18 protein-coding genes and 1 pseudogene are annotated in these 18,980 nt (G+C 41.1%); 5 read left to right on the forward strand and 14 right to left on the reverse strand.

Translation table 11 applies throughout. From position 1 onward, the window contains the following. The 3 genes from ABE099_RS12890 to ABE099_RS12900 all read right to left on the reverse strand — a co-directional run bounded on the left by ABE099_RS12890 (position 1) and on the right by ABE099_RS12900 (position 2,227). Complete coding sequence (locus tag ABE099_RS12890) at positions 1-654, reverse strand: GGDEF domain-containing protein (RefSeq protein ID WP_430031280.1); 654 nt, start codon at positions 652-654, stop codon at positions 1-3. Between the two features lie 71 nt (positions 655-725). Beyond that, positions 726-1,391: a uracil-DNA glycosylase gene (locus tag ABE099_RS12895; RefSeq protein WP_430031282.1), complete on the reverse strand. Its 666-nt coding sequence runs from the start codon at positions 1,389-1,391 to the stop codon at positions 726-728. Between the two features lie 80 nt (positions 1,392-1,471). Further along, positions 1,472-2,227, reverse strand: a complete 756-nt coding sequence (locus tag ABE099_RS12900) for an IclR family transcriptional regulator (protein WP_430031284.1) — start codon at positions 2,225-2,227, stop codon at positions 1,472-1,474. A 557-nt stretch (positions 2,228-2,784) separates the two neighbouring features. On the opposite strand from ABE099_RS12900, the gene ABE099_RS12905 reads away from it, so the two are divergent. Both ABE099_RS12905 and ABE099_RS12910 read left to right on the forward strand, forming a co-directional pair. Then, positions 2,785-3,795 (forward strand): alpha/beta hydrolase, encoded by a 1,011-nt coding sequence (locus ABE099_RS12905; RefSeq protein ID WP_430031286.1) that lies wholly within the window; start codon positions 2,785-2,787, stop codon positions 3,793-3,795. A 65-nt stretch (positions 3,796-3,860) separates the two neighbouring features. Next, positions 3,861-4,979, forward strand: a complete 1,119-nt coding sequence (locus ABE099_RS12910) for a Fe-Mn family superoxide dismutase (protein ID WP_430031288.1) — start codon at positions 3,861-3,863, stop codon at positions 4,977-4,979. A 569-nt stretch (positions 4,980-5,548) separates the two neighbouring features. On the opposite strand, the gene folE is transcribed toward ABE099_RS12910, so the two are convergent. The 6 genes and pseudogenes from folE to ABE099_RS12940 all read right to left on the reverse strand — a co-directional run bounded on the left by folE (position 5,549) and on the right by ABE099_RS12940 (position 10,148). Further along, entirely contained in the window at positions 5,549-6,142 is a 594-nt protein-coding gene (gene folE, locus ABE099_RS12915; RefSeq protein ID WP_430031290.1) for a GTP cyclohydrolase I FolE, read from the reverse strand. A 110-nt stretch (positions 6,143-6,252) separates the two neighbouring features. After that, positions 6,253-6,486: a YneF family protein gene (locus tag ABE099_RS12920; RefSeq protein ID WP_430031292.1), complete on the reverse strand. Its 234-nt coding sequence runs from the start codon at positions 6,484-6,486 to the stop codon at positions 6,253-6,255. A 125-nt stretch (positions 6,487-6,611) separates the two neighbouring features. Further along, positions 6,612-7,649, reverse strand: coding sequence for an HD-GYP domain-containing protein (locus ABE099_RS12925; protein ID WP_430031294.1), 1,038 nt, complete (start codon positions 7,647-7,649; stop codon positions 6,612-6,614). 25 nt (positions 7,650-7,674) lie between these two features. Continuing rightward, a pseudogene (queG, locus tag ABE099_RS12930) lies at positions 7,675-8,862 on the reverse strand (tRNA epoxyqueuosine(34) reductase QueG); the annotation flags it as partial. Between the two features lie 152 nt (positions 8,863-9,014). Then, a complete protein-coding gene (lepB, locus tag ABE099_RS12935) occupies positions 9,015-9,575 on the reverse strand; it encodes a signal peptidase I (protein WP_430031296.1) in 561 nt (186 codons plus the stop codon). A gap of 138 nt (positions 9,576-9,713) precedes the next feature. Beyond that, entirely contained in the window at positions 9,714-10,148 is a 435-nt protein-coding gene (locus ABE099_RS12940) for a GNAT family N-acetyltransferase (protein ID WP_210089785.1), read from the reverse strand. Positions 10,149-10,682: 534 nt separating this feature from the next. Between ABE099_RS12940 and ABE099_RS12945 the strand changes: the two genes are divergently transcribed. Together ABE099_RS12945 and ABE099_RS12950 are read left to right on the forward strand one after the other, a co-directional pair. Beyond that, a complete protein-coding gene (locus ABE099_RS12945) occupies positions 10,683-11,297 on the forward strand; it encodes a superoxide dismutase (protein ID WP_430031572.1) in 615 nt (204 codons plus the stop codon). 28 nt (positions 11,298-11,325) lie between these two features. Further along, positions 11,326-11,517: a hypothetical protein gene (locus ABE099_RS12950; RefSeq protein ID WP_210089786.1), complete on the forward strand. Its 192-nt coding sequence runs from the start codon at positions 11,326-11,328 to the stop codon at positions 11,515-11,517. Between the two features lie 103 nt (positions 11,518-11,620). Here the strand turns inward: ABE099_RS12950 and ppdK are convergent, their stop codons facing one another. The 5 genes from ppdK to ABE099_RS12975 all read right to left on the reverse strand — a co-directional run bounded on the left by ppdK (position 11,621) and on the right by ABE099_RS12975 (position 18,174). After that, on the reverse strand, positions 11,621-14,311 hold the full coding sequence (ppdK, locus tag ABE099_RS12955; RefSeq protein ID WP_430031298.1) for a pyruvate, phosphate dikinase: 2,691 nt from the start codon (positions 14,309-14,311) through the stop codon (positions 11,621-11,623). A 64-nt stretch (positions 14,312-14,375) separates the two neighbouring features. Then, the gene (gene glpX, locus ABE099_RS12960) at positions 14,376-15,377 is read right to left on the reverse strand and encodes a class II fructose-bisphosphatase (protein WP_430031300.1); all 1,002 of its coding nucleotides are present in this window, start codon (positions 15,375-15,377) and stop codon (positions 14,376-14,378) included. Between the two features lie 41 nt (positions 15,378-15,418). Next, positions 15,419-16,219, reverse strand: a complete 801-nt coding sequence (locus tag ABE099_RS12965; protein WP_430031302.1) for a pyruvate, water dikinase regulatory protein — start codon at positions 16,217-16,219, stop codon at positions 15,419-15,421. A gap of 16 nt (positions 16,220-16,235) precedes the next feature. Beyond that, the gene (locus tag ABE099_RS12970) at positions 16,236-16,907 is read right to left on the reverse strand and encodes a helix-turn-helix transcriptional regulator (protein ID WP_430031304.1); all 672 of its coding nucleotides are present in this window, start codon (positions 16,905-16,907) and stop codon (positions 16,236-16,238) included. Between the two features lie 76 nt (positions 16,908-16,983). Further along, positions 16,984-18,174 (reverse strand): MFS transporter, encoded by a 1,191-nt coding sequence (locus tag ABE099_RS12975; RefSeq protein ID WP_430031306.1) that lies wholly within the window; start codon positions 18,172-18,174, stop codon positions 16,984-16,986. Between the two features lie 167 nt (positions 18,175-18,341). Here ABE099_RS12975 and ABE099_RS12980 point away from each other — a divergent pair, with 167 nt between their 5' ends. Continuing rightward, the gene (locus ABE099_RS12980) at positions 18,342-18,917 is read left to right on the forward strand and encodes a TetR/AcrR family transcriptional regulator (RefSeq protein ID WP_430031308.1); all 576 of its coding nucleotides are present in this window, start codon (positions 18,342-18,344) and stop codon (positions 18,915-18,917) included. Positions 18,918-18,980 lie beyond the last annotated feature (63 nt).

The raw sequence follows: 18,980 nt of genomic DNA on the forward strand, positions 1-18,980 counted from the left end.
TTAAAGGTCGAGCCGCTTTTTATTCATCTTATGGAAGTACATGTTTTGATCTGCAATATGAACCAGCTTCTCTAAGCTTGGTTTATCGCTAGAATACACCGCAGTTCCAATAGATAAAGACGCATTTGACCAATTATGAGCCTGAAAAGTACTCTGGATATCATCTTCAATGCGTTTCACTAATAGCTCTAATTCTTGTGAGCCAGAAGTTAAGCCTAAGATGAGAAATTCATCGCCACCCCATCTGGCTCCAAGATCTCTTTTACCAATATTCCGTAAAATAATGTCAGCCACCGTTTTAAGCAAGGCATCCCCTGTCTCATGCCCCAATTCATCATTTACACATTTAAAATTATCACAATCCATCACGACAACAAAAGGCGTTTTTTTGTTCCATTTATGTGATGCAATTAACTTTTTAAACGCCTCCATTATATATCTCCGATTAAACAGCTCTGTAAGTGGGTCCCTTATAGAGAAAAATACAGCTTTATCATATAGCTGGCCACACCAATAAGCTAAGCCTAAAAAGATTGGATAGCCGATTAGCCTTAAATAATCAAATTGATTTGTTCGTACATAGCTGTAAAAAACAGAACAACTATAGCAAATAACGGCAATCACGACCGCAATCCATCTACCTTTATGTCGCATAGGCTCATCCTTATTGTCATATTCGATTAAATCTATTTAATTATGTAGTATAGCAACAAATAATATGGTTGTTAACAAAAAATATTCCAGTCAATCGGTTCAATATGATGCTCCACTAAAAATTGATTAGCCTTAGAAAATGGACGGCTCCCAAAAAAGCCCCGATCCGCCGAATATGGACTTGGGTGTGGAGAAGTAATAATTTTATGTCTAGTCCCATCCAAAAAAGAACCTTTGGCTATCGCATAGCTCCCCCATAAAATAAATACAAGTGGCTCCTTACGCTCGTTTAGTTTTTTCATAATCGCATCCGTAAACGTCTCCCAGCCTAATCCTCGATGTGACGCTGGTTTGCCTTGTCTCACCGTCAGCACGGCATTGAGCATAAGTACGCCTTGCTGTGCCCAAGGTAATAAATAACCTGTGTTCGCGACAGGGACGCCCAGATCGTCTGCTAGCTCTTGATATATGTTCTTAAGTGAAGGAGGTACGCTCACTCCTGGCTTCACTGAGAAGCTCAGTCCATGTGCTTGCCCCATGCCATGATAAGGATCTTGCCCTAAAATAACGACTTTAGTTTCGCTGTAGGGCGTTAGCTTTAATGCAGAAAAGATATATTCCTTAGGTGGAAAGACAGTAAACTGCTTATATTCTCTAGCTAATGTATACCTTAAGTTTTGAAAATAGTCCTTTTGTGTTTCTTCATATAATATATCATCCCAATCGTTGCCAAACACGATATGTCCTCCTAATTTCACAGTATATTTGGTAGCCTAAGGATAACTGTAGTCTTTGAAATTTTTAAAACTGTACTCCTTTACACACGCCAATTTGGTACCATCATGCCCATTTGACGTGCAACCTTAACAACAGGTTCACCGAGCTCCACTAATTTCTCCTCTGTTAGGCGACTGACAGGACCAGAGATGGATAAAGCAGCGACAATTTTACCCTCGCGGTCAAAAATTGGCGCGGATACGGATGCAGCTCCCAGTTCACGCTCCTCATAACTTGTAGCGAAACCTTGCTTACGGATCTGGCTTAATTGACTAGTAAACTCATCTCGATCCAGAGAGACAGGCCAATCTGGTGACAATAGCACTCTATTTTGGATTGCTTCTTCTGCATAGGCCACCAGTACTTTACTAGAGGCACCAACATATAAAGGAAGTCTAGCACCAACTGGAGCTACTCGACGGATCGCTTGATCACTTTGTACTGCACCAATACGCAAGCGCTCCATACCATCTCTTACATATAAGCTGACCGTTTCTCCTAATTGATCACGAAGCATTTCCATTTGGGGCTTCAATAACACTGCTGGATCATCCTCTTGGGATAAATGCTGGGATAACTCCCATATTTTAAGACCAAGACTATATTTCTCAGTGGCATCGTCCCTAGTGACGAAGCCCTTTTCCTCTAGTGTCGTTAGCAAACGATGCACCGTACTTTTATGTAAACCAATTTGTGAAGAAATTTCAGTTAAGCCCAGCTTTCTTGTTTGCGTAAAGCATAATAATATATCAAGCGCCCGTTCCACAGCACGAACAGTCAGTTTCCGATCTTCCATAATAACCTTATTAACCTCCTCTTGTTTCATTACATGAAACTTGGTTACATAAATTATAGAGGAGAAGTGTTTTATTCGTCAATCCACTTTAATATGCTTAACTAAACATCAATATCCGTTGCTCCAAAATTGGCTCAATCTTAAAATAGGTACTTGACAATAAGCTAACGAAGCGAAGGAGCAGGGAGATGGTGGAGAAGCGAACGCGGCCGCCTTTAAGGTCACAATTTCATCCATTCAACACATGTGATAAAGAAAATGGGATCTTAACAGCGGTTGAAGCCACTCCCTGCTACGTAGCCTCTTACTTCATGATTGGCAAGAACCGATTTTTGTTTTGATCCATTAAAAGGAAGTTGATTTTAACATCAATCGCAAGAACGCTCTGGAGCGTAGCTAATTTATTGACCAATGGACATTGACTCCATGTTCAATTTGCTGTAACTTCGTATTATTATAGTTCGACACATTATGACTAAATCCTCATGTTCCTTGGATTGCCCTAGGAAAAAGGACTAGTCTATCCCAATCTTATTTTTATCGTTAGGAGGGAGCGTATGAATCAGATCTCACCCCAAGATCTTCCTTTATCGGCTGGATCTAGAGACGCAAGCTCTCCTGTGCAATTATCAACTCGGCGAATTTCACTGAAGCATATTGTGGTTGCTTTATTGCTATCCATTTTATTTTTCTTAATTTTTTGCTTCATCTCGTTACATGGATATATTGCATGGGTGTTGTCTAACCCTACTGTTGCCCCAATTTATTCCAATCCGAAGTTATCCAAAAACTTGGATTATGAAGATGTTCGTTTCTCTGCGGCTGATGGTAGTCGTTATATGAACGGCTGGTATATTCCTGCTGAAAATGCAACTAAAACGATTGTATTCAGTCATGGTTATGGTGCAAATCGGGAAGAGTCCTGGATACCAATGTATGATTTAGCCCACTATGCCCACAGTCTAAAGTTTAATGTTTTAATGTTTGATTACGGGTTTGCTGACCATAGCAATAGTGAGGTCGCTACAGGTGGGAAAAAGGAATCGCAGCAGTTGCTTGGAGCAATTGAATTAGCGAAGCAAAAAGGAGCAAAAGAAATCGTTGTGTGGGGCTTCTCCATGGGGGCAGGTACTGCACTACAAACAGCGTTGATCAGCCCTGACATTGATGCGATGATTTTAGATAGTACTTTTCTGCTTGAGCCAGATACGATGTACCATAACATTAGGCAAAACATTGCTCTACCCCGTCATCCTTCACTTGAGATTATCGGGATGCTACTCCCAGTATTAAATGGTACCAGCTTAGGGCAAATTCCTTATCAGGAAGTAAAGTCAAAGGACTATCCATTTCCAACCTTATTTATTCATGGCACACAGGATGTAAAAGCACCTTATCCGATCGCTGAGCAATTAGCAGCTAATCAAACCAATCCGAAGTCAGGAGTTTGGATCGTAGAGGGCTCTCATCATGAACTTATTTTCCGTGAACATCCAAAAGAATATTTACGTAAAGTCTCTTCCTTTCTTGGTAGTATTAATCCAAGTACAGAATCACAAAAGGAATAGACATAAAGTGGGCCTCCCTTCGAATAAGTTGATAGAAACAACTTTTTCTTGAGGAGGCTTATTTTATGTCTTATAGGAACGAACCCGACCATTGGGTTCGCATTCTGGAGGAAATAAATTTCTGGAAGATCCAAGAAACGGAACATGCAAGATTAATCCAATCCTCCACCCCTGATTTAGAAGAGCCCTTTGTCAATTTATTAAAGGAATGGGAACAGTTATTTACGACAACATCGCGTGCTGCTGCCACTTTACTGCAAACTACAGGCACTACCGCGGTAAGAGAAACTGAATCGCTTTGGGTTGAAAATGCCAAACATTTGTTACAGGTTGCGCTGGAGCAATCCGATCAATTTGCAAGACAGCTGCATAACTTAACGAATCATAGCACAGCTGTGCAAAACCAACCGCTTGGTCAATCCTTGATTGGACACGTCATTTCAGAATCACAATACTTTATTACTTCTGCGGACTCAATTTCAAGGACAAATGAGGCGCAGCAAGTAAACGCATTCCAAACTTTAGAGACTCCTTTAACAGAAACTAGAAGCCCACAGCCTGTTCCAATTGGCGGGCACACCCTTCCACCACTTCCTTACGCTTATAACGCTTTAGAGCCTTATATTGATGAGGAAACGATGAGAATTCACCATGATAAACATCATCAATCGTATGTCGATGGACTAAATAAAGCAGAAATTAAACTACAGGAAGCAAGGAAAAGTGGGAATTTCGACTTAGTGAAGCATTGGGAGCGCGAGCTTGCCTTTAATGGTGCCGGTCATTATTTGCATACGATATTCTGGACAATTATGAGTCCAAATGGAGGCGGTAAGCCAGAAGGTGATTTGCTTAAAGCGATCGAACGTGATTTCGGAAGCTACGATGCCTTTAAGAAGCAGTTTTCTAAAGCGGCGGAAAATGTTGAGGGTGGAGGTTGGGCAATCTTAGTATGGAGCCCACGAAGCCATCGACTAGAAATTCTAACTGCCGAGAAGCATCAAAATTTGTCCCAGTGGGATGTCGTTCCGTTGCTTGCACTTGATGTATGGGAGCACGCTTATTATTTGAAGCATCAAAATGAGCGCGCAAAATACATTGAGGATTGGTGGAACGTAGTCAATTGGCCTGAGGTTAGCTACCGTTATGATTATGCTAAGCAGCTGATGTGGACACCGTATTGAAAAATCAGTGGTAGACAATGATGGGGTGGTAGCTACGAGACAGAGGGTTCTTCCGATCATTGTTAAAACCAGATTCCTTATTATTTCATGATAACTTGAGGGTTGAAATCTGGTTTTAAGAGATGAACGTTCCACTTCTCCAGAATCCCCCTGTCCCTCCGCTAGTCTGGGATGTTGTCTACCACTAATTTATATGATGAGTCAAACAATCTAAATCAGTACCACCTGCTTAACAGGGGTTTTATATTCGGCGCGTTAAATCACTCGACTAGCTAGAGTTTAAACGAAATAAAGGACGGCTGTTCATACGTAGCCGTCCTCCTTTTTCTTCTTCCCCAATTCAGGTTCATGAATTTAAAATTAGTAGTTGATAAACACCCCAGTCTAGCGAAGAAGCAGAGAGGTTCTGGACAAGTGTAACGTTCGTATTTAAAACCGGATTTCAACAATCACCGTCATATAGACAGAAATCTGATTTTAATAACGATCGGAAGAACTCTCTGTTCGTAGCCCTCCATCTCCAATGTTATCAACTACTAATTTTTTAATTGCACCTGAATCCCTTATGTCTACTCTTTAATTAGAGATAAGAACTCTGCTCTGGAGGCTGCATGGGAACGGAAGCTCCCGCGAACCGCAGACGTAATCGTCTTACTGCCAGGCTTCTTCACACCTCGCGAGCACATACATAGGTGTTCACCTTCTACAACCACCATTACGCCATTTGGTTTTAAGGCATCATCCAAAATATCGGCGATCTGTGAAGTAATTCGCTCCTGTACCTGCAAGCGGCGTGTAACGACTTCAACTAATCGGGCTAACTTGCTTAAGCCAACAATTTGTCCACTCGGAATATATCCAATATGCACTTTGCCAAAAAAAGGAGCCATATGATGCTCACATTGACTGTAATACACAATGTCCTTTACAATGACTAGCTCCTGATGATTTTCCTCAAAAGTAACACCTAATACTTCAACGGGATCAATGCCATACCCGCCAAATATTTCCTCATACATTCGAGTAACTCTGGCAGGCGTTTCAATTAAACCTTCACGTTCAACATCTTCCCCTACGAGCCTCAGAATCTCTCTAATATGATGTTCAATCTGAGCACGATTTTCACCCACGTGCTTATTGGTATAATCCTTTAGTCCTGACATTAGAGGTCACTCCTATTCCTTAGGAAAACATGTTGTAAAAATCAAGATAATTACAAAACACTTTATCTGAGATAGTTTAGTTTGCCATTATTCGCCATTGCTTGTTATTTTTATTTTTTACGGTTTTTTGCACCTTGTGGCATATTCTTTTGGTTTTTCATCATCTGCTGCGCTTGCTGCATTTGCCTGTTATTGAGGTTATACCCCATTTGCTTCGCCATTTGTTGCAGCATTTGTGGATCACTTTGCATTTTGGTAAGCTGACGCTTCAAATAGAATACGCCAATTGCAAAACCAGCAATCAACCCTACAATTAGAGCAACAATTCCTACTACATAAATCATCACTTCATCCACCCTTAAGCTTAATTTAGATATGCTAAAACAAGCTTATCATATCATTCCTAATATAAGACAAGCAATTGCTCTTTTTTTATTTTAAGTCACTCTTTTTTCACTTTAAGTCAAATTCAGGCTAAGACGGCATCAATAAATACCGTAGTCTCTACCGCAAGATCCACTTCCTTGACGTCCATCTCTTCGCCCACACCACGAATAATACGGACAACCGGTCTACCTGGCAACCCACGGTGCTGGCGGACGACAACGCCATTTTCCTTTGTAGACAACCTGACTCCAGTCCCATTTGGATATACAGAAATAATTCTAGTAAATTCAATTAACACATCTCGATCCAATTCCTTTTCCGAGAGCGCCATTAATTCCTCACAAGCCTCGTGTGGCATAAGTGGACGTCTACCTGTTTCACCACTACCTCCTATTAAATTATCATAGAGGTTAGCAACAGCCACAATTTTAGCGTATAAATGGATTTCATCTCCACTTAATCCTCGTGGTATACCACTCCCATTTAAGCGTTCATGATGTTGGAGGGCAATATGCGCAATCATTAAGCTGAGATCACGCTTTTTCTTAATCATTTCAAATCCTCTCCACGTATGATGCTCCTTCACACCTGCTATGTTTAGATCGTCTGGATGCTCCACCGACTTACCGATATCATGGAGAAGTGCGCCAATTGCTAAATCCTTTAGCTGAGAAAAATTAAGCCCCATATTAATCCCCATCATAACGGATAAGAGGCATACGTTCATAGCATGTAAATAATGAGCATTATCTACGGTTCGAATATCTGTGAGCTGAAGCAATACTCCCTTTTGATTCAGCACTTCATTTAACAATGTATCCATACTGCTAAATATTTTTTTAGTGCTCCACTCTTTTCCTGACCTTACTGCTCCTTGAAGCTCGTTCATTTCTTTATAGACCTGAACCTTCGTTGTCTCATTAACAACATCTTCAAGCTCCACATCTGGCAAATCGTTATCTTTGACATAAATCATCGTGACACCGATTCGTTTTAGCGTATTAATCATGTAGACAGTGAGCTGTATACCTGCGGATAGCAACACCGTTCCATTAGCAGAGTACACTGTTTTCCCTAAATATTGCCCCGGCTCAATATCATCAACATTTAAAAATCTCATGGTCTTATCCCCCTGCGACCTATTCTTGTTGATCGTTCATGGCTTGCGTTTCTAAACGCTGTTTTGCGATATGCAAACGCCCAAGCACTAATTCATCTTGCTCTACCTCAAGTGCTTGCTCCACTGCTTCCAGCGCTTCTTGCCCACCAATTCGACTTAACGACCAAGCCGCTGTGCCACGCATAAATGCTCTTGGCTCCTTTGTCATAATTTCGATAAGCTTAGGCACGGCTGCCTTCTCCTTAAAGTTACCAAGGGCGATTACAGCATTACGCTGAATTGGATTTTTGCCTCTCCATGCTGCAGCACTAATGCCAAACTTCTCTTTAAATTCTCGATTACTTAAATCAAGGATTGGCATTAATAATGGCTTAACGACTTCTGGATCAGGCTGAAGCTCTGGCCGATGGGTCCAATACTTCCCTTTATTTTTAGGGCATACAATTTGACATGTATCGCATCCGTATAAACGATTCCCCATCTTAACCATAAATTCCTCTTCAAGTAGCCCTTTATGTTGTGTCTGAAACGATATACACCGTTGTGCATTCAGCACACCAGGCTCAACTAATGCTCCTGTCGGGCAAGCATCTAGACATTTTGTACAATCTCCACAATCCTCCGTCACAGGCGTGTCAGGGGAAAATGGGATGTTTGTAATTAGTTCACCTAGATAAATCCAAGAACCCCATTTGGGCGAAATAATTAAGCAGTTTTTCCCTCTAAAGCCAATCCCAGCACGATGCGCAACAGCACGATCCATTAACGCACCTGTATCTACCATATTCACTAGCTTTGCTTCCGGTACTCGTTCAAGGATAAACGTCTCTAACCTTTGCATCGCCTCACGTAAAACATAATGATAATCTCGTCCCCACGCCGCTCTTGCTAGAATACCACGTCGTTCACCTGGTTCTGATTTAGGAGGCTTTTCCATCTTAGAAGGGTAAGCGACAGCGATCGAAATTAACGACGCAGGCGTGCCATCAAAGGACAATTCGGGATAAATACGCTTTTCTATATCAGGCTCCTCAAAACCCGACTCATAACCCTTCTCACGACGATCGATGAGTACCTGCTTTAAAGATAAAAAAGGATCTGCTGAAGCAAAACCAATATCATCAATGCCTAAATCAAAGGCAGCGGCTTTAATTTCCTGCTTTAGTTGCTCCCAAGAGCTCGTTTTTTGTATCGGTGTGGTTGTTGTCGTCATTCTGCTTTTTTACTCCTCCTTCACATAAAAATTCATTCTATATCACATCTAAATTTCATTTTAACTAGTTATCACCATAAACAATCGCCTTATTTATTAACATAGATAATTGGCACTCTTCACTATAGACAAACCACACTATCTATTATCGGTTACAAACTACGAATTGTATAAATTGGCCATATTATAAATTCAGCTCGTCCAACAATATCTTCCCTTTGTACACTACCAAAATACCGGCTATCCTTACTTTTTCCCGCATGTCGATTATCCCCCATTACAAAAAACTCACCTACTTGAAGCTTAATAAGGGGCATATCCTCATCCTCAATTTGAACATCCGTATAGGGCTCATTTACAATTTCATTATTAACATAGAGCTTATGATTTTTTATTTCAACCTGATCGCCTGGAACACCAATAATACGTTTTACTAAAAAGGAATTGTTTTTATCTTTAGAAGTAGGGTCCTTTAATACTACAATTTCACCATGCTGTGGCGCATAAAAATAGTAAACTACCTTATCTATAAACATTCGTTCTTGATTAGCCAATGTCGGTAACATCGATTGCCCTTTTACTACAGTTAAATTAAATACGTATTGATTTAAGAGTAGCATGATTACAAATGCGATTATACATGTTTTCAAAATAAAGAATAGGTCTCTTCGCCACTTTTTTTGAGGTACTTCGTCACGATGTTCTTCAGGCATACCCAGTCACTCCCTTACGAGAAATGGAATATTTTCACAATAGAAAAGCATATCCTTCACCCATAAAATGAGCAGAGGATATGCTTACTAAAAAAACATTACGATGAAAGACATCTGTTGACACTGATATTGCCATGATTATGACAACGATTGAACCGCCGCAATATTTAGCTTCTGAAATGCCTCAAGAAACTTGTTGGCACCGTAGCCCATTGCTTCATAAAGTGGCATAACAGCCTTGTTGTGTTCATCTCCTGCAATTACAATACGACGAACATTACGTTGTTGGAATCGTTGCTCCATTGCGGTGACAAGTCCCTTGCCTACGCCACGTCTCCGATACTCAGGGTGCACAGCAGTACGATAAATGCAACCAAGATTGTGATCAATGGTTCCAATTAATACGCCTACAATCTCATCCTCAACATCAGCAATCATGATTAACTCTGAATCCCAAGACAACTGTCTAGCAAACGCACGTTTCGTATCTTCATAACAATCTTCCGATAAGGCAACCTGCAAAAGCTCCATCACTTGACTAGCATCACTCAACTGAAAGGAACGAATACGCATGCTTTGATCTCCTTTTTTCACGCAAGATAAAATCATTAAACTAAACAACTACCAACAATTATGCAAACGACAACTATGCAAAAAATAAAATTGATGAAACAAAGTAAAAAAAAACGAAAACATTTTATTCGTCTATTTAAATGTTTAATTGACATATGCAAAATATTGGAACGCTAAAGGCTACCTATGTTTACATGAATTAAACAATTGATTCAGACAAAAACTGCTTTCTTTGTCCATTAAACCATATAAATCACCATAATACATCATTTTTCTCGTGAAAGCGCTTTATATTAAGCGTTTACATTTAAACTTTCTTAAAAATCTTCATATATTGGAAATAAATATGTATAAAAAGACGATTTTTGCCAAAAATAGGTCTGATCATTGGAGGTGATTTACATTTCGAACTGGATAAAGTGGCTTTCCATTTGTTCCTTATGTTTTTTGTTAAGTGGATGTGAAAAAGACATGACTGCAACCACGGAGCAAGCTTTACATGTATTTAACAATCAAAAGGAGGTTTCACCTACGGTGCCCTATCAACTACCAGCATTACCCTATAAAGCAAACGCATTAGAGCCTTATATTGATGAACAAACGATGAACATTCATCATGATAAGCATCACAATACTTATGTTACCAATTTAAACGCAGCACTTGAAAATGCTCCAGAGCTTCAAGGCTTAACTGTAGAGGCATTGATTTCAGATTTAAATAAAGTACCTGAAAGTATCCGTATGGCTGTACGTAACAATGGAGGGGGACATGCTAATCACTCCTTGTTTTGGACGATTTTGAGTCCACAAGGTGGCGGGGCTCCGACAGGAGAACTAGCTAAAGCCATCGACACAGAGTTAGGTGGATTCGACAAGTTTAAAGAGGATTTTGCAAAAGCCGCGACAACTCATTTCGGTAGTGGTTGGGCATGGCTCGTGGTGGGACAAGACGGCAAGCTAGCCATTACAAGCACCCCCAATCAAGATAGCCCTCTAATGGAAGGCTTAACGCCGATTCTTGGGCTTGATGTATGGGAACACGCCTATTATTTAAAATACCAAAATAAACGTCCTGACTACATTGTTGCCTTCTGGAACGTTGTAGGCTGGGACGAAGTTAACCGCCGTTATTTAGGGGCGAAAAAGTAATTACTTTTAAAATAGGAGGAATTTTCAGATGAGCCCAACTAACGATCCACAGGAATGGCTAGCAGCTAAAAATGCATTAAATAAGCAAAAAGAGGAATTTGCGAAGTTTGTTCAGCACCAAGCCGAACCGACTGTGTCTAAAGATGAAGAAATTAATGAGCTTCATCGTTTAACCGATGAGCAGAACAACATGAAGGACGTTGAAAACCGCCGCACCTGAATTAAACGGCTCCCCACAGTAGACAGGAAGTTATACATCCTCATACTGTGGGGAGCCCTTGGTTTTTATCACGGTTAATTATATCTTTGATCTATATAATATATCATTTCTCATCAGCAGCAAGCGCTACTTGTGCAGCGGCAAGGCGTGCAAATGGAATACGCATAGGTGAACAGCTCACATAATTTAATCCTATTTTGTGACAAAATGAGATACTATTAAAATCGCCACCTTGTTCACCACACAGCCCAATCTTCAGCTTAGGCTTACCTGTTCTTCCTTTTTGAACAGCCCAATCAATCAGTTGTCCAACACCTTTACTGTCTAAGGTTTGGAAAGGGTTGCTTGCTAAAATCCCATTATCTAAATAATGCTTAAGGAAGGTTCCTTCTGCATCATCACGACTGTAGCCATAAGTCATCTGTGTTAAATCATTTGTGCCAAAGGAGAAAAAGTCTGCATACTTGGCGATATCCTCTGCTAAAAGTGCAGCGCGTGGTACTTCAATCATCGTACCAACAGAGTATTTCACGTTTACATAATCAGGGCCCAAAATTTGTTTAGCAACCTCATCTGCCATCTCACGTAACCATTTAAGTTCATTAGAATCTCCAACTAATGGCACCATAATTTCTGGCTGGACTTCAATCCCCTTCTTAAGCACCGTCAAAGCAGCACGGAAAATCGCTTCTAGCTGCATATCATAAATTTCAGGAAAACGTATTCCCAATCGACAGCCTCGAAGACCTAACATCGGATTATTTTCTCTTAATTCACGTACCTTTGCTAACATGCACTCCAATTCAGCAATTTGTTGCTTTACTTCGTCTTGATTGACATTGGCTTTATTCAGCTCCGCCAACTGTCGCTCAAGCAGACGTTCATTAGGCAAAAACTCATGTAGTGGTGGGTCGAGCAAACGGATCGTAACAGAGCAACCTGCCATTGCCTCAAAAATTTGTTCAAAATCTGCTTGCTGCATTGGGAGCAAACGTGTAAGCCATTGAATTCGTTCTTCACGGTTATCTGCTAAAATCATTTTTTGTACAATCGGTAAACGCTTATCAGAGAAAAACATATGCTCTGTTCGGCATAACCCAACGCCCTCTGCACCTAATTTCCTTGCCTTTGTAGCATCCTTTGGACTATCTGCGTTAGCATATATTTTAAGAGTACGGATTTCATCTGCTACCTTGAGCAGCTCCTCCAGCTCTGGGCTCAGTTCTGGCTCAGTTAATGGAAGTAAGCCATTAAATATTTGCCCAAGGTTACCATCAATCGTTAATTCATCACCCTCGTGCAGGGTAAGTCCACCAAGCTGTATTGTACGGGTTGCCTTGTTGATACTCAAATTGCTACAACCACAAATACATGGTTTTCCCATCCCTCTAGCAACTACGGCAGCATGACTTGTCATTCCACCCTTCGCAGTGAGTACCCCTTCTGCTGCCTCTAAGCCGTGGATGTCCTCTGGTGACGTTTCCTCTGTTAGCAAAATAACTGAGCGTCCTTCCTGTGCCCATTGCACTACAGTATCTGCGTCAAGGCAAATGACGCCAGTAGCCGCGCCCGGTGAGGCAGGTAGACCTGTGGATAACGCGGTTAGACTCTCAGATGGCTTAATAGTCCGATGCAACAATTGATTTAGATGCTGCATATCAATACGTGATATCGCTTGCTGAGGGGTAATTTGCCCTTCATGCAACAAATCCATCGCAATTTTAACTGCCGCTTGCGCTGTTCTTTTGCCAACACGGGTTTGCAGCAAATATAAGCGATTTTGCTCAACTGTAAATTCAATATCCTGCATATCCTCATAGTGCTCTTCCAAAATCGCAGCCGCATTTGCCAAATCCGCAAAAGCCTGAGGGAATAAACGTGACATTTCCTCAATTGAAGATGGTGTACGAATGCCAGCCACTACATCCTCACCTTGTGCGTTAACTAAAAATTCGCCGTAAAGCTGACGAGAACCTGTTGCAGGGTTACGTGTAAACATTACACCTGTTGCACTATCTTCCCCACGGTTGCCAAACACCATCGCTTGGATATTGACCGCTGTCCCTTGATCTTCCGGAATCCCATATAGCTTACGGTATACTTTAGCACGAGCATTCCCCCAGCTTCGGAATACTGCCTTCACCGCCAAGTGTAGCTGAGTATATACATCCTGCGGGAATGACTCTGTGCCGTATTGTTCAATTACTTTTTTATAAGATTCTATTAATTGCTTCCAATCCTCACTTGTGAGTTGCTGATCATTATCTTTCTGTATTGAAGCCTTTAACGCCTTTAGCTCATCCTCAAACCGCTCATGAGGAACATTAAGCACGATATTTCCAAACATCGCAATAAATCTACGGTAGCAATCATAAGCAAAGCGTTCATCCTTGACCCACTGTGCTAAAGCAATAACAGTCTGATCGTTCAAACCAAGATTAAGAATCGTGTCTAGCATGCCAGGCATTGAATTTAAGGAGCCAGAACGAACAGAGACAAGCAATGGCTGCTCCATACTGCCAAACTGTGCATTCATCTCTGCACCTAGTCGTTCTACACTACTGTCAATCTCATTGAGTAATTGTTGCTCCAGATACCCACCTGTTTTAATAAAATCTCTACACACCTCAGTTGTAATTGTAAATCCAGGGGGAATTGGCAAGCCTAGCTTCGTCATTTCTGCCAAATTAGCACCCTTCCCACCGAGTAGATCCTTCATTGTGGCATTGCCTTCTTGGAAGAAATAAATACTTTTTCTCTGTTCTTTGATCTTTACACTAGTTTGAGCGTTCATGCTGTTCATCCCCCAGTTATAAATTTGAACAAATCATCGAAGCTTCTATCTATTTTCAACTCACTTAGATTGCTTTTGCTTGCTGCTGCACAACCTGAGGTTGTGGAATCGAAATGTTTTTACTAGGCAAATAATGAATACTGCGAATATAGCGAATCGTACGGCTTTGTGCCCGCATAATGACGGAATGCGTCTCAGCATAATCTTTGTTAATTTGACGAACTCCACTTAAAAAATCACTAGAGGTCACCCCTGTAGCAGCAAATATAACATCTCCATCCCCAACCATGTCTCGCTGTGACAGTACACGAGAAGTGTCAGTTATGCCCATCATGAGACAACGTTGTTGTTCAAATGGACCTTGTGGCAATAACCGCCCTTGCATTTCGCCTCCGAGACAGGTTAAAGCTGCTGCCGCAAGCACACCTTCCGGTGCTCCCCCTGAGCCAAGATACAAATCGACATCACTGTCTGGAAGGGCAGGAGCAATTGCGCCTGCTACGTCTCCATGACTAAGTAATCGAATTCTTACTCCTGCCTCGCGTAAATCCGAGATGAGTTTGGCATGACGCTTACGATCTAACACCATCACCGTTAATTCAGATAAGGATTTACCCAAATGATGCGCAGCTTTGTTTAATGTTGTATTTACATCATCATCTAACGACAGTAATCCAGCCAACTTAGGACCACATGCCAGCTTCTCCATATAAATATCTGGTGCATGTAAGAGACTTCCCCGATCTGCAATTGCAATGACAGATTGAGCATTTTGTAGCCCTGCCGCCACAACCTCAGTCCCTTCTAATGGATCAACTGCAACATCAACCTCAGGTCCATTTCCATCTCCGACCTGCTCACCAATGTATAACATTGGGGCATCATCCATTTCTCCTTCACCAATAACGACAGTGCCCTTGATGGCAACCGAATCAAACATAGAACGGATTGCAGTCGTTGCCGCATCATCTGCTGCATTTTTATCCCCTCTGCCAATCCAATGAGACGAGGCTAAAGCCCCTAACTCTGTCACCCTTACAATTTCTAATGCTAATTCGCGTTCCATCTGCCATTCCTCCTCATATCACTCGGTTATTATTTTATTGCCTAAATGTACCCCATAATGATCCCTGCAGTTTCTTCGATTGCTTTTTCTGTAATATCGATAACAGGACATTGCAGTTGTTTAAACAATGCTTCTGTATAGGTTAATTCCTCCTGAATGCGCTCAAGTGTTGCATATTGGGAGCCAAGCGGTAAGCCTAACGCCTTTAACCGTTCTGTTCTTATGCCTAACATCACTTCAGCAGACATCGTAAGTCCGATAATCCGTTCAGGTCGTAATGCTAACAGCTCAGGTGGTGGTGCAATTTCTGGTACTGGAGCATAATTGAATACCTTTTTGCCACGATGTGCTAATAACATCGCGAGTGGTGTTTTAGAGGTACGAGAAATACCTACTAAAACTAGATCCGCTTGGGGCAATGACTTCAAATTACGTCCACTATCACATTCAACCGTAAATTCAATGGCCTCCATACGATCAAAGTAACGATCGTTTAACTGATGTAACATACCTAGTCGCTGACTTGGTGCATCGTTAAACGTATCAATAAACGCTTCTAGCATCGGTCCCATTACATCCACAATTCGCAAATTTAATCGCATCGATTCCTCACGAATCATTTCCCTTAGCTCTGGCTGAACAAGCGTGTAGGCAACAAATCCGCGGTACCCGGCCGCCTCCTCCATTAATGCCTTTAACTCATCCTCATGGCGTACATTTCCATACCGTTTAATCTCAACGGCTTGATGCTCAAATTGATGAATCACCGCTTCAACTACCGCCTCTGCTGTGCCACCAAGTGAATCTGAGCAAATCGTAATACGGTGTATAGGTTGCTCCATGTGTTTGCTCTCCCTCCTAGCCTCCATTTGTTTCTGAATCCAGTATTAGCTTTACGATGGAGGTTTTGGTTAAGCGACCAACCACCTTCATCCCTTCACTGCCATCTTCTCCATCTATGGGAACAACGACAGGTAAACTATCGATTTCATGCATGATCATTTTGTGTGCCGCATCTAACGCTGTATCTTCAGGATGAACGGTAATCACTTTCGGTTGACGTGTCATCACCATGCTAACTGGCATGGAAGCCGCCGCTGGGTTACCAAGAGTCACCTTTAAAAAATCTTTTCGTGAAGTCACCCCTGTTAAACGCTCCTCTGCATCACATACAAACAATGTCCCTACGTCCTGCAAAAATAACGTAACCACCGCATCTTGAATCGTTGTTGTCTCTCGAATAATGATCGGCATGCTTTGAATTGTTTTAACTAACGTATCGCTAAGCTTAACCCCTAAACGGTTCACACTACGGCTTCCAGGTGAATAACCTACCTTTGGTTTCGCATCAATATGCTCTAATCCAACCAAAAGCGTCAGGTCGGAACGAAGTGTTGATTTCGTTAAATTCAGTCGCTCAGCAATTTGATCGCCAGTGATCGGCGCATATTTATTTACAATCTCCAATATTTGCAACTGCCTTGGTGTCAGTTTAATAATCGTAACCTCCTTTACAGCACGTTTAATCATCGTATCCATCTCATTAAAACATTTTATAAATTATATAATACACATTATTTCAGAAAAAACAATTATATAATGCGTATTATTTAATATTTTTTTCCGTAATATAATATATAAATGCTAAAATTGGGAGTATAAATCCGATAATCGAAGAGGTAACCCATCCACCGGAAGCATACGCCCAACCTCCTAATGCCGATCCTATTGCGCCTCCTCCAAAAAAGATTGCCATAAACAGCCCATTTACACGCCCTCTTATCTCATCGCCTAGGGCATAGATGGCTTGTTGCCCAAGCACAAGATTACCTGACACCGCCATATCCAGAGTAATGGCCGCGATACAAAAGAATACAAGTGAAGCCACCTTATTTCCTGTCGCAACATGGGTAAGTACAAATGATAGGGCTGCAAGTATAATGGCGATGCCTGTAAGCTTTTTCGTCCAGCCCTGATCTGCCATTCTACCCGCAATCGGTGCAGCAACAGCACCTGCAACCCCTAAGAAGGCAAACGCAGCAATTCCCGTCTGAGACAGATGGAAATGATCACTTAGCCACATCGGTACAACTGTCCAAAATAAACTGAAGCTACCAAATAAGGCGGCTTGATACAACGATCTTCTGCGTAATATAGGTGTTGTTTTAAAAATGTCCCACAATGAGGAAATCATCATATAGTAATTACCTTGATTTTGCGGTTTTCTTTGTGGAAGTTGCCAATGTAAAACCATCATAAGAAAGACCATAACAACAGCAGAGCATATAAAAACAACTTGCCAGTTCCACAGGCCTGCAATAAGGCTTGCGATGGGTCTTGCGAGCATAATACCTAACAAAAGTCCACTCATTACATTTCCAACAATTTTACCTCTTTCTCCTTCTGAGACGAGATATGCTGCAAGGGGCACTAATATTTGTGCAGCAACAGATCCTATCCCAATCAGCACTGCAGAAATTAAAAAAATTGTTGCACCAGTGGTAAAGGCTGCTACAAACAGTCCAATCATAGCGATTGATAACAATAATAAAATTAAGCGACGATTCTCTAACACATCACTTAATGGCACAAGAAGTAACAATCCTGCTGCATACCCTAACTGTGTCATTGTTACGATCAAGCCTGATAAGCTTGAAGAGATACCTGTAGAAGCACTAATAGGTCCAACTAAAGGCTGAGCGTAATATAAATTCGCAACAATAAGACCACATGCACCTGCCAATAAAAATATAAGCCAACGAGATATTTTGTTTTCATCTGCCAATTGCACTTTCATAGTAATTCCTCCAGTATGCTTAATTAATAAACTGAACGTTTAGTTTATTAAAAGTATATTCCTCAAATTTATTTTGTCAACGTATTGATTTCAAAATAATTCGGTATAAAATATAATAAACGTATCGTTTATAAATAATAAAAATTGCATGATAAATGGAGGGCAACATGGAAAAAAAGCTAGGACGACCTCGCAGTGAAAAAACAAAACAAGCCATTTTAACCGCAGCCTATGAGCTGCTACTTGAACAAAACTTCAATACAGTTACAGTGGAAGGGATTGCTGAAAAAGCCGGTGTTAGCAAAGCAACCATATATAAATGGTGGCCTAACAAGGCGGCTGTCATATTGGATGGCTTTTTTGCAGCAACAGAATCCATGCTCCACATCCCAGACACTGGATCAACGAAAGATGATTTATTTATTCAAGTGAATAGCTTGGCTGAATTTATCACTAGTCCTAAGGGAAAAGTGATTGCAGAATTAATTGCAGAGGGACAATTTGATCAAAAAATTGCGGAGGAATACCGAAACAGATATTTTACACCTCGCCGTCTTATTTCACGAGAAATTCTTGAGCGTGGAATTGCTAGAGGAGAGTTACCTACGAATTTGAATATCGGGCTGAGTATTGATTTAATTTTTGCACCGATTTTTTATCGGATATTAATTACAGGTGAAGCTGTGGATGCTACTTTTGTTGAGAGTTTAATCAATTACGCTATGAACGGGATTGTCCATTAGTTGAAATGGATCACTTGGGCTTAAAGGGAAAACATGACAAAACAAGCCTAATTCTCGTTGATT

The organism is Paenibacillus turicensis (assembly GCF_050461185.1).
GTDB classification, from domain to species: Bacteria; Bacillota; Bacilli; order Paenibacillales; family Paenibacillaceae; genus Fontibacillus; species Fontibacillus turicensis_A.